Origin of the sequence: Streptomyces sp. MB09-01, assembly GCF_033794505.1 — a bacterium.
Classification (GTDB): Bacteria; Actinomycetota; Actinomycetes; order Streptomycetales; family Streptomycetaceae; genus Streptomyces.
This window is the reverse complement of the sequence record NZ_JARAYQ010000216.1, coordinates 1-14,288: the sequence shown is the minus strand read 5'-3', so window position 1 is coordinate 14,288 and position 14,288 is coordinate 1. Positions and strand designations below refer to the sequence as shown.

The window sequence follows — 14,288 nt, the reverse complement described above, 5'->3', positions numbered from 1 at the left end:
GGTACGGAGTCTGCTCATGGGCGTTCCTGGCTGGGGGAGAGTGACAGCGGGGGAAGGGTATGCCGCAGCCGGCCGGTCCGGGCGGAAGGGGTGCCCCTGGCCCTGGCCGTGGTCGCCGTACCGGCGCGTGCGCCTGCCGTCGCCCGGGCTTGCGAACCGGCTTCCGCCCCGGCTTGCGAACCGGCTTCCGTACGGGCGTACTTGCGCGGGTACGCCGGGAGGGGCTGCCCGTCCCCCCGGACCGGGCAGCTCCTCGTCATGCCGACGCCGACGGCGCTCAGACCTTCTGGAAGCCCGCGTCATGCAGGATCTTCTGGGCCTCGGGGGTGCTCAGCCAGGCCACGAACGCGGCCGCCGCCTGGGCGTTCTTGGACTGCTTCAGCGTGGCGGCCGGGTAGGAGGCCACGGCGTTCTGCTCGTCCGGGATGTCCACCGTGACGACCTTGTCACCGGACTTGGCGGAGTCGGTCTTGTAGACGAGACCGGCATCGGCCTCGCCCAGCTCGACCTTGCTCAGCACGGCACGGACGTTGGGCTCCTGGGAGACCGGCTTCACCTCGACCTTCTGGGCGTCGAGGATCTGCTTGCTGTAGCGGCCGACCGGGACCTCGGGGGCGGCCAGCACGACCTTGAGCTTGGTGTCGGCGAGGTCCTTGAGCTCGTCGATCTCGAATGGGTTGCCCTTGCCGGCCGCGATGACCAGGCGGTTCTTGGCGATGACCGTGGCCTCGCCGGTCTCGGCCTTCAGCCCGTCCATGGTCTTGGTGTCGGCGGTTACCAGCGCGTCGGCCGGGGCACCCTGCTTGACCTGCGCGGCGAGCTCCTGCGAACCGGCGAAGGAGAAGGTGATCTTCGTGCCCGGGTGGGTCTTCTCGTACTCGGCACCCGCGGCCTTGAAGACGTCGGTGAGGGAGGAGGCGGCGAGGACGGTGAGGTTCGCGGCCTTGGGCTGGGCGGAGGCTGCGGCGGAGCCGGGCGTGGAGCCGCCGGCGGGCTTGTCGTCCCCCTTGCCGCAGGCGGCCAGCGGCACGAGCAGGGCGGCGGTCAGCGCGGCGGCCGCGGCACGGCGGCGGGTCAGGGTCGGGAACATGAGCAGGGGCTCCTCGGTCGGGTCGGCGGCCGGCAGGGTGCCGGTTCCGCGCGGCGGTGACCCGCGCCGGTGACGGGCGGAGCGGGTGGGGACGTTCGGCGGTGCTGAGCGGGTGGTGCGGGGGACTGCGGCGGACGTCAGGGATCGCGGAGCCGGCGGGGATCGCGGAGCCGGTGGGCGGGCCGTCCGGGTCCCGTCGTGCCGTCCCGGTCAGGTGCGGTCGATGTGCACGCTGGTGGACTTCACGCGGGCGGTGGCCTGCATGCCGACCTCCAGTCCGAGCTCCTCGACGGCCTCACGGGTGAGCAGCGAGACCAGGCGGTGGGGTCCTGCCTGGATCTCGACCTGGGCGGCCACGTCGCCGAGCCTGACGGCGGTGACGATGCCGGGGAAGGCGTTGCGGGCCGAGGTGTAGGTCTCTCCGTCCTCGGCGTGTGTGCCCTGGCCCACCTCGACGGAGAAGGCCGCCAGGTCACGGCCGTTGATCAGGCGTCGGCCGCCTTCGTCGCGATGGGTCCCGACCCGGCCTGCGTCGGCCCAGCGGCGCGCGGTGTCCGGGCTGACGCCCAGCAGACGCGCCGCCTGTCCGATGGTGTAGGACTGCATGTGCGACAAGGTAGGCGCACGTATGGCGCGTTTGCAATTCTGTTGGGCTGATCTCTATGGCAGATGCTATGCCTCTTGGTGTATCTGCCAAAAGTCGTTCCGCTCTGCCCCGCCCACCTCGCTAGAGTCGGGGCATGGCAGATGAGGTAACGGGAACGGGAACGGAATCGGGCACGGTGCGGGTCGATGCGTGGATCTGGTCCGTGCGCCTGACCAAGACCCGCTCGATCGCGGCGACCGCCTGCCGCGCGGGCCATGTGAAGGTCAACGGGGAGCGGGCGAAGCCGGCGCAGCCGGTGCGCGCGGGTGACGAGGTACGGCTCTTCCATGCGGGGCGCGAGCGGATCGTGGTGGTGAAGCGGCCCGTGTCCAAGCGAGTGGGCGCCCCCGTCGCCGCGGAGTGCCTGATCGACAAGAGCCCGCCGCCGCCGACCCCCGTGGAGGCCGCCGTCGTCGGCATCCGCGACCGCGGTGCGGGCCGCCCGACGAAGCGCGAACGGCGCGAGATCGAAACCCTCCGCGGCCGCCCGTAGCGTCCGGCGGTCCGGCGGTCCGGGCCCGGGGGCGACCCCGGGCCCCGGCCGCGGTCGCGTCGGCGCCGGGCGTCAGGCCTTGCGGTAGGCGTAGGCCTCGGTGGCGGCCGAGGCCACTGCCGCCAGGGGGAGGCCGCTGGAGGCGGCCACCACGGCTGCCACCGCGCCCTCCACGAACGGTGCGTCCACCAGGCGGGAGTTCGGCGGGAGTTCGTCCTCCACGAGGAGGGCCTTCACCGTCAGCACCGAGCTGCCCAGGTCCGCCAGCAGCGCGACCCCGGCGCCGCGGTCCACCTCCCGCGCTGCCGCGACGATCCGTTCCGCGCTCGTGCCGAGCCCGCCGGCGGTGCCGCCCGCCGCGGCCACCGGGGCCAGGGGACCGCCCGCGGCCAGACCGCGCGCCAGCTCGGCCACCGACTCCGCGACCGCCGCGCTGTGCGACACCAGCACGATGCCCACCAACGCGGGGCTCGGGTCCGGGCCCGTCACCGTGCGCCCTGCACCGGCTCCGCCACGTCCGCCAGCGCCCGGAACAGCAACGCCGACGAGGTCGCGCCCGGATCCTGGTGACCGATGCTCCGCTCGCCCAGGTAGCTGGCCCGGCCCTTGCGCGCCTGCAGCGGGACCGTCGCCAGCGCCCCGTGCTCCGCCGCGTCCGCGGCCGCCCGGTACGACGTGCTCAACGCGGTCACCGCCGGCACCAGCGCGTCCAGCATCGTCTTGTCACCCGGCGCCGCCCCACCGAGCTGCGCCACCGCGGCCACCCCCGCGTACAAGGCCTCGCGCAGCTCCGTGTCGGAGACCTCGGCCGCCTCCCCGAGCGCCTTGCCGGTGCGGCGCAGCAGCGTCCCGTACAGGGGCCCCGACGCACCGCCGACCGTCGAGATGAGCGTCCTTCCGGCCAGCTGCAGCACCATGCCCGGCGCCTCAGGGGCCTCCGCCCCGAGAGCCGGGAGCACCGCCGTGAAACCGCGGAGCAGATTGCTCCCGTGGTCGGCGTCCCCGATGGGGGAGTCGAGCTCCGTCAGCCGGTCCGCCTCCCGCTCGACCGCGGCCGCGGCGGCCGCCATCCAGCGCCGGAAGAAGTCTGCGTCGCGCACCGGATCTCCTCGCCTCGCATCGGTCTGGCCAGTCCCACCGACACCATACGGTCAGCGGCCCCACCGCAGCGCGGCGGTCTGGACGGGCGCGTCCCACAGCCGCAGCAGTTCCTCGTCGGCGCGGCACAGCGTCACCGAACACCCCGCCATGTCCAGCGACGTGACGTAGTTCCCCACGAGCGCCCGGGCCACCCGCACGCCCCGCGCGGCCAGCACCCGGGCCACCTCCGCGTGGAATCCGTACAGCTCCAGCAGCGGGGTCGCCCCCATCCCGTTGACCAGCGCCAGCACCGGCCCGTCCGCCGGCCCCACCTGCGCCAGCTCCTCCAGTACGGCTCCCACCGCGATGTCCGCGATCTCCCCGGCCGGCATCATCGCCCGCCGCTCCCGGCCCGGCTCGCCGTGGATCCCGATGCCCAACTCCAGCTGCCCGTCCGGCAGATCGAAGGTCGGGCTGCCCTTCGCGGGCGTGGTGCAGGCGCTCAGCGCCACCCCGAAGCTCCGCGAGGACGCGTTGACCTGCCGGGCGAGCGCGGCGACCCGCTCCAGCGGCGCCCCTTCCTCGGCGGCGGCCCCGGCGATCTTCTCGACGAAAAGGGTGGCTCCGGTGCCGCGCCGCCCGGCCGTGTACAGGCTGTCGGTCACGGCGACGTCGTCGTCGACCAGGACGCGCTCGATCCGCAGGCCGTCCTCCTCGGCCAGCTCGGCGGCCATTTCGAAGTTGAGCACGTCCCCGGTGTAGTTCTTGACGACGAACAGCACTCCCTGACCGGAGTCCACGGCCGCGGCGGCCTTCATCATCTGGTCGGGCACCGGCGAGGTGAACACCTCACCGGGACACGCGGCCGACAGCATCCCGTACCCCACGAACCCGGCGTGCAGCGGCTCGTGCCCGGACCCGCCGCTCCACGTCGACGTCCAGCTCGGGATGGGCGGCGGCCATTCCCCGCAGGGCGTCGGCGACCACGGTCTGCGGACTGTTGATCAGCATCCTCATGCGTATCTCCCGGTGGGTTTGACAGGCGGGCTCTGAGCAGTGCTTTGCAGGTCGGAGTTGCTGACCCGCGTGATCGATCTCGGCGGTCCCCGGCGCCTGAAAGCGGGCTCCGGCGGACGGATGCCGACCTTCGCCGACTTCACTGACGTTCCGTCAGGCGGTGCCGGCGCCGCCGCACACCGTCCGACGCCGACGGTAGGGGAGCCTGCCCCGCAACGACAGGCGGACGGGCTTTCGGGCGTGCCGCACGCCGAACGGTGCTGCTTGCGGCGGGTGGGCCCTCTCGCGGGCCGAACGCGGAACCGGCGGCGCGGCGGTGCGCCCACGGCCCGTGGGCGTCCCGATGAGCCGTTCCGGCGCCGGCCGTCCACGCGAGCGGGCTTACCGAGCCCGCTCGTCCTGTGTCTGCCTCCTGGAGGGGCCGCCTGCCCGGGGCTCGGCTGGGCGCCGCGTGGAATTGGTCAGCCCCGCGAAGCGGGGCTGCCACAAAGGTCTGCCCGCTCACGGGAACCCCACACCTCCCTGGTTCCGCCGGGGAAGGCAGATGGTGCCGCCGACACGGCCGCACCCACCACCTTCCTGGCCTCCGGCGCCTTGCCCAGGCGGCAGCCGTACAAGGCCACGCATGAACTTCCGGCACGTGGGGAGAAGCCCGGTGCGCTCTGTCTGTGAGGGCGCCGTGATGGATCGATACGGAGCTCACGAGTACAAGAGGTGGACCATGGCCTCGACCCGAGCGGGCGGAAGCCGCGCAGATCCCGCCGCCGACGGCGCGGACCAGGCGACTCCCTGGAGGGACTTCGACAGGGTTCTGGATCAGATGCGCATCCTTCTGGAAGGCCGTCACCGAGCCGTCGAAGGGGCCCAGGAGTCGGTGGTGACGCCCGGTGACAGGCCGGCCGCTGGCGGTGCAGCGCCCTGACGGGCCTGCGTCCTGGTCGTTTGCAGCCATGACGACGCGATGCGGTTGACCTGGGAGCGGCGACACGAAGACCACGTCGCAGGAGCGTTCCGGAAGCCACGGACCGACCGGAGGCACAGTGAGCATGCGGACACGGGCTCAGCCCCTGCGGGGCCGTACGGTGGTGGTGACGGGTGCGGCGCGGGGGCTGGGCGCCGCACTTGCCCGGGCTTTCGATGATCGGGGTGCCCGGCTGGCCCTGCTGGGCTTGGAGGGACCGCGCCTGGAGCACGTGGCCGGGACGCTGGCCAACGACACCGCCTGCTGGGACGTCGACGTGACCGATGACGCGGCGATGGCGGACACCGCCCGACAGGTTCGCGCCCGCCTAGGGCCCGCGTCCGTGGTGGTGGGCAACGCCGGCATCGCCGAAGGCGGACCGTTCGCGGATTCTGACCCGCAGGTCTGGCGCCGGGTCATCGAAGTCAATCTCATCGGCAGTGCGGTGACAGCCCGATCGTTCCTGCCGGACCTCTTCGCCACCCGCGGCTACTACCTGCAGGTCGCCTCGCTGGCAGCCATGGGGACTTCCCCGCTGATGAGCGCCTACTGCGCTTCGAAAGCCGGAGTGGAGTCCCTGGCTCACGCGCTGCGCGCCGAGCTCTCCCACCACGGTGTCGGAGTCGGCATCGCCTACATCAACTGGACCGACACCGACATGGTCCGGGATGCCGACCGGCACGCCGTCTTGCGCGAACTGCGCGCCCACATGCCGCCGCCCGCGCGCAAGGTCTATCCGGCCGAACAGGTCGCGGACCGCCTGGTCGTTGCAGCGGAACGACGGAAGGCATCCGTCTACGTGCCCGCTTGGCTGCGGGCCGTCCAGCCGGTCCGGGCTGCCTTGCCGCCCCTCGTCACTCGCGTCGCGCGCACCGAGCTGCCCCGCATCGAACGCGAAACCCCCTTCGAGGCCACGGGCCTCCTGGGTGCCGGGGGGCGGGCCGACCTCGGACCTCGGGACCCCACCTGAAGTCCGGGCAGGTGTGGTGTCGTGTCCGCTATGACGGCGTCGCCACCGGAGTGCACATCGCCCAGCCGATATCCGGGCCTTCCTCGCAGCTGCCGGGATGGAGAACGCCGCGGACGTGGACCTCACGGACCCCGACTTCGCCGAGTGGAGGGGCGCCGTCCCCGAGGCCTGGGAACCGTTTCCCTGACCGGTCTCCACGCCCCGCGCAGCGACGTCTCGTGGGTACCCGGCCGGCTCGGTGCGTTCGGCCGGAGCTGTCCGTCAGTTGATCCGGTCCCAAGCAAGGTGCGCGGAGAACGCGCTTGCTCGCCGCGACGTCAGGTGACTTCGTGGCGTGGAATGCTGGGTTGATGAGGTTGATCGGTAGTGACGGGTACGGCGTCGAGCTGGGTGTCGCGGGCTACCAGTTCCCCGAGGCGGTTGATCCGCAACAGCGGCAGAGCTGGCTGGTCGTCGAGGGGTCCGCCCACTGTCCGCAGGGGACATGGTCCTTCCGCTGGCAGGCGTTGACCGCGGACGACGCCGTCGAGTTGGCGCTATGGCTCGGTCGAGCGGCGGCCCAACCCACCGGGGCCGAACACGACGGCAGCGGCAGGTTGGACTTCACCGAGCCCAGTGTGGCCTTCGCCTTCACCTGGACCGATTCAGGTCAGGTCGAACTACGCGTCAGCCTGGACTTGGAGTTCTCACCTCCCTGGCAACGATCGCCCCCCTCGGGCGAGCCGTTCGTGGTCACCTGCCAACTTGAGGCCGAGTCGGTGTCGAAGGCGGCGGCCGAGTGGACGGCCGAGATCGCGCCGTATCCGCCTGCCGATAGAGCCGTCTTGTCATCAGCCAGGTCCGGTGAGACCGGACCGTGGCCGTGCCAAGCGGACCAGATCAACTGAGACGGCGGCGGGATTTCCGGCTTGGCTTTCAGCTCCTGAAACGCGCCGCTGGTATCGACGGCGAGGGCGTCCCCGGTCACGACACGCTCGTTCGCTCAGGTCCGAAGGCGGCTGTTGACGCCGTCGTGTCCGTCGGCGCTCTCGTCGTCGAACCAGTAGTCGCCGGCGGCCAGGTAGCGGAAGGAGTGCTCGCCCTTGCCCGGCAGAGTGACGGTGACCGCGCGGGTGCCGTCCTCGCGGGGAACCAGGGGGTGGGTGTCGGGCTGCCACTGGTTGAAGTCGCCCACCACGCTGACCGGGCCGGGCGGATTGTCGGCGGGCAGGACGAAGGTGACCTCGGTGCGGTCCTTACGCGGCGTTCGCTCCAGCATGGAGGGGCTCCTTGGCAGTTGGGGGAGTGCGCGTGACCGGACCATCCTCGGCACCAGACGGTCCCCCCGCATTCCGACGCAGCCACCCGACCCGGTACATCACCCGCGCGCCACGCTCTGTAATCGAAATAATGCGAAATGTGACCACCCGTGTCAGCGTGGTGGGGGAGGCATCCTTACCTCCCCAGTCAAAAGGAGTTGCCGTCATGGGCGGTATGCAGAACAAGCGCCAGGAACCGGGCAAGGGGCGCGAGGAGCAGCAGCGTCCGCAGCGTCCCGGCCAGGACCCGGTACACCCCGCGCCCGGCCAGCCGTCCCGTCAGCCGGGCCGTGAGGAGAAGACGCGCCGTCGCGAGGACGACCTCCTGCGCGAAGAGGACCTGCGGGACGAAAGCATCTGACCCAAGGGCTACCCCTCGCACGCAGAGCCCGGCCGGAGTCCCCAGTGACCCGGCCGGGCTCTGTCGGGTCCCTGGATGGCTCCACCCGTCGTCCGGGCCCGTCGATCACGCACTCGGACGTTCCCGCGGTGGCTTCGAGCACGGAGGTCCGCCCAATGGTGCGGCCCGCGCCCACGGTCGGGGCCTCGAAGCAGGGGCAGCCGGACGCGTGGTCCGAATGTCCTCGGCCGCGCGTCGGCCATGCGAGGTCGGCGTACCAGATGCGGCTCGGCGGGCACTCCGGATCGGAGTCGAAGCGCTTGGGCATCCCTGGCCTCAGCGCGGGACGCACCAGTCGCCACGTCCGCTCGATCGCCTCGACGGTGAAACCGTCGAACTCCGGCGTGGCCTGGAGCAGCACCGCGCCGTCACGCAGGGTCTCGACCCGGTGGAAGTCGCCGGCCGCGGAGATGCCGTCGTCGCCGCCGAGCTGCTGGGCGATCTCGCGCGGGATCACCATCAGCCACTCGTACCCGCGGAGCAGCCGCCGCGACTCCGGCAGCGTCATCGAGGGCAGCGGCGGGCCGACCCGCTCCTCGTGCTCGGTGCGGCCCAGCGACAGGTTGTAGCCGACCTGGGCGTAGGACGGGTCCACCTCCTGCGAGAAGTCCCGCAGCAGCTCCGTCATGGCCGCCTGGGCAGCCGGCCCGAATCGCCGGTAGACCGCGGTCTCGGCCAGCTGCACGTCCAGGGCCAGCCACTTGCGCAGCATCGGCAGGTTCTTGCGGGTCAGGACCCGGGAGCGGTTGCTGATCCGCCCTCGACTGACCCGGGCCGACCGGCGCAGGAACTGCGACACGTCCCCGGGCGTGAAGGCCCGGCCGAGTTCCGCGTCCGTGCCGAGCGCGTGCACGGTTACCTTGCGCCCGCCCTGCGGCGACAGCGACACGGGGTGGATCACGCTCTCGGTCTGGTCCGCCATGCATCCACGGTGCAGCGGACCGGGCAACACGGCATCCGGAGCCCCCCCGTAGCGGTGTTCCCGCATCGGAGATGCACAGCAGGTTTTGACGTCCTTTCAGAACTCCGGAAGGGGAAAGTGTTTGGAGGGCGGCGGCCGGGTCACACGCGTGGATGCCGGTAGCTGCCGCCTGGGGGTGGGGTGCTTCCGGAACGCGGACCCTGCCGCATGCCGCCCTTCCCCGGCGTCATGCGGCAGGCCCGCCCGCACGACGGGCTGCCGCCCGGATCCGTACGGCACCCGGACACCCCGCATCCCGGCCTCCTCCCCGGCCGGGCCCCGGGGCCGTCCGGCAAGCCCTCGGCGCCGGTGCTCATACCACCGGTCCCGGGCAAACGGACCCGGACGGCAGCAGCCAGCACGCGCCCTCGTCGCCGCAGGTGCAAGTGGGGTGCTCGGGAGCAAGTGTTCTGCCGCGGGCTGCCGGTGCGAGCCGGCCAGCCAGCGCCTTCGTGCGACATGTCCTCCCCAAGGACCCGGCGGCAGTGGGAGTTCGAGGAGAAACGACAGGGCCGGGAACCCCCCAGGCAGCGGGGGAGTGGGGTAGGGCTGCGCCGTCTCAGGCCTCGGCCTTGGCGTTTGCCGCTGCAGCGGCCGAGCGGTACTCGGCGTTGATGCGCTGGGCTTCTTCGAGCTGGTCTTCAAGGATGATGATGCGGCAGGCGGCCTCGATGGGGGTGCCCTGGTCGACGAGTTCCCGGCCGCGGGCTGCGATGCGCAGCTGGTAGCGGGAGTAGCGGCGGTGGCCGCCGGCCGAGCGCAGCGGTGTGATGAGGCGGGCTTCGCCGAGGGCGCGGAGGAAGCCCTGGGTGGTGCCGAGCATTTCGGCGGCCCGGCCCATGGTGTAGGCGGGGTAGTCGTCGCCGTGGAGACGGCCGAGCGAGTCGTCTGCTGTCATCGCACCTCTCTGTGGAACGCGTGGAGGGGCCCTGGCGCCATTGGCGCCAGGGCCCCGAAGGAACTGCTACACCATCTGCCGGCCCTGATACTGCGCCGGACTCCTGTTTCCGCAGACCCGACTGATACGCCGTCGGGGGTGCGGGGATCGCGGTTGCTTGACCGGAGACCACCTCGCTATCGATGTCCTGCGGTACCCGAGCCCCGTACTGCCGGCCCGGGCGATCCTGATGGCGCCCAATTCCTCCGTTCTTCCCTCGATGATCACTGCTTACCAAGCGGGGGACTGCGTACTGCTCACTGCTGGTACTTCTGGTACTGCTCGTGACCTGACCGAGCGCCACTCTTCGGCAGCCAGCCCCGTCGCCCGTCCTGCGTCTGCTCTGGCTTGGAACCCCACTGCCGAACTTCCCGGTGCGCGCGCCCGCAGTCGACGCCTTCACCGAGGTGCTGCTCACTTCACTGCCGTGTACTGCTCACGGCGGCCCCTGATCACTGCGGGCCACCCGGTCCGGTCGTCAGCCCCGTCGCCGTCCTGCAACAACCCTGGCTTCGGAACTCCACCACCGCACCGTCCTGCGCACTGCAACTACGGGTACTGCTGCCCGGCAGTTCGTCCCTGCCAGGCCCTGCGATCTCTCTGGGCTACGAGAGAAACCATAACCACACCACCTCCCCATGTCTACTCCGGCCGACACAGATTTTCGCGTGTTCGACGATGAGACAATCGACCTCGAACGCAGACGGGACATGCGCAGGCGCCCCGACCGCGCCGACACCCTCGCGCGAACGGCCGCGCTGGGCCGCGACTTCGACGGAATCGTCGCGGCGAACGCCCTGGTCGCGGTCGACGACGAGCACGACCCCGAGCGGGCCGGCACCGCCTTCGAGCGGGCTCACGTGGCCGCCCTGATGGCGCGAGCGCGCGAGCACCTGGAAGAGCTGGAACGGCTCGAACGGGGCGAGTACGGGCGGTGCGAAGCCTGCGACGGGGTGATTTCGCCCGAGCGCCTGGAGATCCGTCCGGCGGCAACCACCTGTGTCCGCTGCGCCCGGTCGGACCCGCGCCGACCGCCCCGCCCCGACTGAGCCGGCCGGTGTCCCGCCTACCGCCGGCGTAGCCCGGTGAGCGTCATTCACCCGGTACGGGGCAACTGAGGCAGCAGGGGCCCTGCTCGCGGGCCGCTACGCGCCAGGAGCCCGGTACTGGATCTGTTCCGCCCTGCGGAGGGCATCCAGCGTTTCGTCGATGCTCAGGAGAACGGTCGTCTCGAACGAACTGAGCGCGCCCCCTCCGCTGATCGCCAGCGCAACCGCGGCCATGGACACGTTGTCCGGAGCTTCCCAGAGGTTGTATCCGTCGTGCGTGCCGAAGGCGTACCAGAAGCCGTGGAGCTTGCCACCGACGGATTCGATGTATGCCTGAGCGGCCCTTGCGCGGTCCTCGGGGTGGCCGATCAGCCTCGCCCAGGTCTCCGGTGTGTAGCTGAACCTCGATAGGTAGAGCGGCATCGTGTGTCTCCCTTTCGTCTCACCCATGGATGCCCGCACCGGGTGGGAGAAGCGGTGGGTGGAACGCGGTTCGCCCGAACAGCCGGGGACGATGACCGCCACGGCCCAGGCCCGGGGTGCGGAAGATGCCGAACACGGCCTCGGAGCCCCCGCCGGCTGTGTCGGCGTCATCGGGAGGCGCTCGCGGCGGGGCGGGATGAGCAGACCTGGAGTGGGGTGCCCGATGAGCCGGCGAGGGTGGGAGCCGTGGAAATATCCGTCCAGTGGATACGGACGTCCTGGACGAAGCAGTCCCGGGGAGGAGAGGCTGCCGCGCGCAGGAACGCGGCCCCGGTCGGCTTCATCGTTCCGCATGCGCCGCCTTCGGTCGCGCACGTGGTTCGTATGCGGGAGCGAGACGGCTTCGACCCCCATGACAGCCACGAAGACCTGCGCAAGGTCGACGTCCAGCTCCGCGAAGCCGACGGCCGGTTGCGGGTTCTTCCCCGCGTGCAGCCCCTGTTCGCCATCCCCCCTCGGCTACGACGCCCTCCCGCCGCGTGCCTCGTCCCCGGTCAATGGGTCCGATGGCAGCTCAACTACCGCTTCAGCAGTGCGGCAGGGATGCAGGACTGGTGGTACTGGCTGGACACTTTCAACATCGCCTATGGCCCCGTGGGCGGCGACGTGTTCTTGTCCGCGCCCACCGTGTTCATCGATGAGCGAGGGCCGCTCCGGTAGAAGCGAGCGCGGCCCGGTAGCCGCGCAGGACTCCCTGGTCGCCGATCTGTGCGGAGACGAGTGCCAGGTCGAGGGAAGGCCGGCCCGGTGGTTAGACCAGCATCCGTCACCTTGCATGCGTGTCCGCCGCGTCGCACGGAGCCGGGCGTCGACTGGCGCTTTACTGCATCCGTCGGGCAGCCCTGAGCGGAAGCGAGACGTTGGCGCGCAGGACGGGAGGTCGAGGTTGAGCTGGGACGCCGATGTGACCGTGGTGGGCGCTGGGGCGGCGGGGCTGTCCCTCGCGGTCGAGCTCGCGAAGCCGCTCCCCGGGAAGCGGCCGGCGCCGCGCGTGGTCGTGGTCGAGGCCCCGCCCGGGCCGCTGCGTTCGCCCGCCCGGACCTGGTGCTACTGGGAGGCGGACGCCGGGCCCTACGACGGGCTGCTGGCGGCCAGTTGGAACCAGCTGCGCGTCTACGCCCCGGACGGCGCGGTGATCGACCGACCGCTGGGACCCCTGCGGTACAAGATGCTGAGGTCCGACCGGTTCGAGGCGGCCATGGCGGAGCGGCTCGACGCGTACGGGGTCGAGGTGCGGCGCACGACGGTGGAGTCGGCGCACGACGCCGGCGGAGCGGCATTGGTCCGCGGCCGAGACGCGTCGGGGGCCCCGGCCGTCCTCCGGTCGGGACTGGTCTTCGACTCCCGGCCTCCGCGGCAGCTGCCCGCCGCCCGGACCACGCTGCTCCAGCACTTCCTGGGCTGGTTCGTGCGCACGGCCGAGCCGGCCTTCGATCCAGGTGCGGCGATCCTGATGGACTTCCGCCTTCCCCAGCCTTCCCGCGGGCTCGCCTTCGGTTACGTCCTGCCGCTCAGCCGGTACGAAGCACTGGTCGAATACACGGAGTTCTCCCGCGCCGCCCTGTACGAGGCGGCCTACGAGAGGGCACTGCGCCATTACTGCGGGTCGGTTCTCGGCCTCGGCGACTACACGGTCCAGGGCCGTGAGCAGGGGGTGATCCCGATGAGCGACGGCCTCTTCCCCCGCCGCGCGGGACGCCGGGTCTTCTTCATCGGAGCCGCCGGCGGGGCAACCCGGCCGTCAACGGGCTACACCTTCGCAGCAATCCAGCGCCAGAGCCGTCACCTCGCCGAGGCAGTGCGGGCGGGGCGCTCCCCGGCCCGGGTGCCGGCCGTGCACGGGCGCCGGGCGAGGGCGATGGACGCGGTGCTGCTGCGCGCGCTGGACACGGGGCGGGTCGCCGGCGGGCCCTTCTTCGCCCACCTCTTCTCCTCCGTGCCGGCCGAGAAGGTCCTGCGGTTCCTGGACGGCGCGACATCGCCCTGGGAAGACCTCGGCATCGGCCTGCGCACACCCGTGGTCCCCATGGTGCGGTCGCTGCTGGAACTGCCGTTGCTTCCCCGATCCGTCCCGGCCGCAGGGCCGGGCCACCGCTGAAAGGCTGTCATGTCACTGCTGCACGACGACGCGCTGTCGGTTGCCTTCGACCATGCCGCGGCACGCTACGACCTGATGGTCGCGGCGAGTCCCGGCTACCACGGGCATCTGCGCCGCTCGGCCCGTCGGCTGGGTCTGCCGGACGAGGGCCGCGGCGCCCGCGTCCTGGACCTGGGCTGCGGTACCGGCGCCTCGACGGCCGCGCTGCTTTCGGCCGCGGGACGGGCCGACATCACCGGGGTCGACGCCTCTTCGGGCATGCTGGAGCGGGCCGCGGTCAAGAAGTGGCCCGTCGGGGTCCGATTCGTCAACGCGTCGGCCGACCGGCTGGGCGAAGCCGGTGTCGAGGGGCCGTTCGACGCCGTCTTCGCCGCCTACCTGTTCCGCAACGTGCCGGATCCCGATCTCACGTTGGCTGCCGTGCGCGCCGTGATGGCTCCGGGCGCGCGGATCGCCGTACACGAGTACGCGCTGAGCGGGAATCGGTTGCACCGGGCCCTGTGGACGGCGGTGTGCCGGGCGGTGATCATGCCACTCGGACGGGCGGGCGGCGATTCGGGGCTGTACGAGCACCTGTGGCGCAGCGTGCTCTGCTTCGACACGGCGGAGCAGTTCGCCGGGCGGATGCGGAATGCCGGTTTCACGGACGTACGGGTACTGCCCCTGCCGGGGTGGCAGACGGGGATCACCCACACCTTCGTCGGGCGGGTCGGCGCGTGAGCGGAACCTACCCCGGCCGGGACCGGCGGGCCCGGCCGGGGTAGGTTCCGCTCACGCGCCCCCCCGCCCGACGAAGGTGTGGGCG

15 protein-coding genes and 1 pseudogene are annotated in these 14,288 nt (G+C 71.7%); 7 read left to right on the top strand and 9 right to left on the bottom strand.

Features of this window, described 5'->3' with window-relative positions:
* Positions 1–277: 277 nt before the first annotated feature.
* Together modA and PV721_RS32850 are read right to left on the bottom strand one after the other, a co-directional pair.
* Positions 278–1,090: a molybdate ABC transporter substrate-binding protein gene (modA, locus tag PV721_RS32855; protein WP_319730795.1), complete on the bottom strand. Its 813-nt coding sequence runs from the start codon at positions 1,088–1,090 to the stop codon at positions 278–280.
* Positions 1,091–1,300: 210 nt separating this feature from the next.
* The gene (locus PV721_RS32850; RefSeq protein ID WP_319730793.1) at positions 1,301–1,696 is read right to left on the bottom strand and encodes a helix-turn-helix transcriptional regulator; all 396 of its coding nucleotides are present in this window, start codon (positions 1,694–1,696) and stop codon (positions 1,301–1,303) included.
* Between the two features lie 134 nt (positions 1,697–1,830).
* Between PV721_RS32850 and PV721_RS32845 the strand changes: the two genes are divergently transcribed.
* Entirely contained in the window at positions 1,831–2,229 is a 399-nt protein-coding gene (locus PV721_RS32845) for an RNA-binding S4 domain-containing protein (RefSeq protein ID WP_319730791.1), read from the top strand.
* Positions 2,230–2,301: 72 nt separating this feature from the next.
* On the opposite strand, the gene PV721_RS32840 is transcribed toward PV721_RS32845, so the two are convergent.
* The 3 genes and pseudogenes from PV721_RS32840 to dhaK form a co-directional block, all read right to left on the bottom strand.
* Positions 2,302–2,718 (bottom strand): PTS-dependent dihydroxyacetone kinase phosphotransferase subunit DhaM, encoded by a 417-nt coding sequence (locus tag PV721_RS32840; protein WP_416371231.1) that lies wholly within the window; start codon positions 2,716–2,718, stop codon positions 2,302–2,304.
* Positions 2,715–3,329, bottom strand: coding sequence for a dihydroxyacetone kinase subunit DhaL (gene dhaL, locus PV721_RS32835; RefSeq protein WP_319730789.1), 615 nt, complete (start codon positions 3,327–3,329; stop codon positions 2,715–2,717). Before dhaL ends, PV721_RS32840 begins: the two co-directional genes overlap by 4 nt.
* Before the next feature lie 51 nt (positions 3,330–3,380).
* A pseudogene (gene dhaK / locus PV721_RS32830) lies at positions 3,381–4,326 on the bottom strand (dihydroxyacetone kinase subunit DhaK).
* A 1,046-nt stretch (positions 4,327–5,372) separates the two neighbouring features.
* Between dhaK and PV721_RS32825 the strand changes: the two are divergent.
* Positions 5,373–6,257 (top strand): SDR family oxidoreductase, encoded by an 885-nt coding sequence (locus tag PV721_RS32825; RefSeq protein ID WP_319730787.1) that lies wholly within the window; start codon positions 5,373–5,375, stop codon positions 6,255–6,257.
* A gap of 350 nt (positions 6,258–6,607) precedes the next feature.
* Complete coding sequence (locus PV721_RS32820) at positions 6,608–7,144, top strand: hypothetical protein (RefSeq protein WP_319730785.1); 537 nt, start codon at positions 6,608–6,610, stop codon at positions 7,142–7,144.
* A gap of 95 nt (positions 7,145–7,239) precedes the next feature.
* On the opposite strand, the gene PV721_RS32815 is transcribed toward PV721_RS32820, so the two are convergent.
* From PV721_RS32815 to PV721_RS32805, 3 genes are all read right to left on the bottom strand, one after another.
* Entirely contained in the window at positions 7,240–7,515 is a 276-nt protein-coding gene (locus PV721_RS32815) for an isoamylase early set domain-containing protein (protein WP_319730783.1), read from the bottom strand.
* 204 nt (positions 7,516–7,719) lie between these two features.
* Positions 7,720–8,877 carry a hypothetical protein gene (locus tag PV721_RS32810; protein ID WP_319730781.1) on the bottom strand — a complete coding sequence of 386 codons (1,158 nt, stop codon included), beginning with the start codon at positions 8,875–8,877 and terminating at the stop codon, positions 7,720–7,722.
* Positions 8,878–9,475: 598 nt separating this feature from the next.
* Positions 9,476–9,814, bottom strand: coding sequence for a MerR family transcriptional regulator (locus PV721_RS32805; RefSeq protein WP_319730779.1), 339 nt, complete (start codon positions 9,812–9,814; stop codon positions 9,476–9,478).
* Positions 9,815–10,563: 749 nt separating this feature from the next.
* Between PV721_RS32805 and PV721_RS32800 the strand changes: the two genes are divergently transcribed.
* Positions 10,564–10,902 carry a TraR/DksA C4-type zinc finger protein gene (locus PV721_RS32800; protein WP_319730796.1) on the top strand — a complete coding sequence of 113 codons (339 nt, stop codon included), beginning with the start codon at positions 10,564–10,566 and terminating at the stop codon, positions 10,900–10,902.
* 96 nt (positions 10,903–10,998) lie between these two features.
* Here PV721_RS32800 and PV721_RS32795 read toward each other — a convergent pair whose 3' ends face one another.
* On the bottom strand, positions 10,999–11,325 hold the full coding sequence (locus PV721_RS32795; protein WP_319730777.1) for a GYD domain-containing protein: 327 nt from the start codon (positions 11,323–11,325) through the stop codon (positions 10,999–11,001).
* A gap of 246 nt (positions 11,326–11,571) precedes the next feature.
* Between PV721_RS32795 and PV721_RS32790 the strand changes: the two genes are divergently transcribed.
* The 3 genes from PV721_RS32790 to PV721_RS32780 all read left to right on the top strand — a co-directional run bounded on the left by PV721_RS32790 (position 11,572) and on the right by PV721_RS32780 (position 14,203).
* On the top strand, positions 11,572–12,045 hold the full coding sequence (locus PV721_RS32790; RefSeq protein ID WP_319730775.1) for a hypothetical protein: 474 nt from the start codon (positions 11,572–11,574) through the stop codon (positions 12,043–12,045).
* Positions 12,046–12,271: 226 nt separating this feature from the next.
* Positions 12,272–13,483: a lycopene cyclase family protein gene (locus PV721_RS32785; RefSeq protein ID WP_319730773.1), complete on the top strand. Its 1,212-nt coding sequence runs from the start codon at positions 12,272–12,274 to the stop codon at positions 13,481–13,483.
* Positions 13,484–13,492: 9 nt separating this feature from the next.
* Positions 13,493–14,203 (top strand): class I SAM-dependent methyltransferase, encoded by a 711-nt coding sequence (locus tag PV721_RS32780; RefSeq protein WP_319730771.1) that lies wholly within the window; start codon positions 13,493–13,495, stop codon positions 14,201–14,203.
* Positions 14,204–14,288: the final 85 nt, after the last annotated feature.

Coding starts and splice junctions, on each gene's coding strand:
- modA (WP_319730795.1), bottom strand. CDS start 1,090: ATGTTCCCGACCCTGACCCGCCGCCGTGCCGCGGCCGCCGCGCTGACC.
- PV721_RS32850 (WP_319730793.1), bottom strand. CDS start 1,696: ATGCAGTCCTACACCATCGGACAGGCGGCGCGTCTGCTGGGCGTCAGC.
- PV721_RS32845 (WP_319730791.1), top strand. CDS start 1,831: ATGGCAGATGAGGTAACGGGAACGGGAACGGAATCGGGCACGGTGCGG.
- PV721_RS32825 (WP_319730787.1), top strand. CDS start 5,373: ATGCGGACACGGGCTCAGCCCCTGCGGGGCCGTACGGTGGTGGTGACG.
- PV721_RS32820 (WP_319730785.1), top strand. CDS start 6,608: ATGAGGTTGATCGGTAGTGACGGGTACGGCGTCGAGCTGGGTGTCGCG.
- PV721_RS32815 (WP_319730783.1), bottom strand. CDS start 7,515: ATGCTGGAGCGAACGCCGCGTAAGGACCGCACCGAGGTCACCTTCGTC.
- PV721_RS32810 (WP_319730781.1), bottom strand. CDS start 8,877: ATGGCGGACCAGACCGAGAGCGTGATCCACCCCGTGTCGCTGTCGCCG.
- PV721_RS32805 (WP_319730779.1), bottom strand. CDS start 9,814: ATGACAGCAGACGACTCGCTCGGCCGTCTCCACGGCGACGACTACCCC.
- PV721_RS32800 (WP_319730796.1), top strand. CDS start 10,564: ATGCGCAGGCGCCCCGACCGCGCCGACACCCTCGCGCGAACGGCCGCG.
- PV721_RS32795 (WP_319730777.1), bottom strand. CDS start 11,325: ATGCCGCTCTACCTATCGAGGTTCAGCTACACACCGGAGACCTGGGCG.
- PV721_RS32780 (WP_319730771.1), top strand. CDS start 13,493: ATGTCACTGCTGCACGACGACGCGCTGTCGGTTGCCTTCGACCATGCC.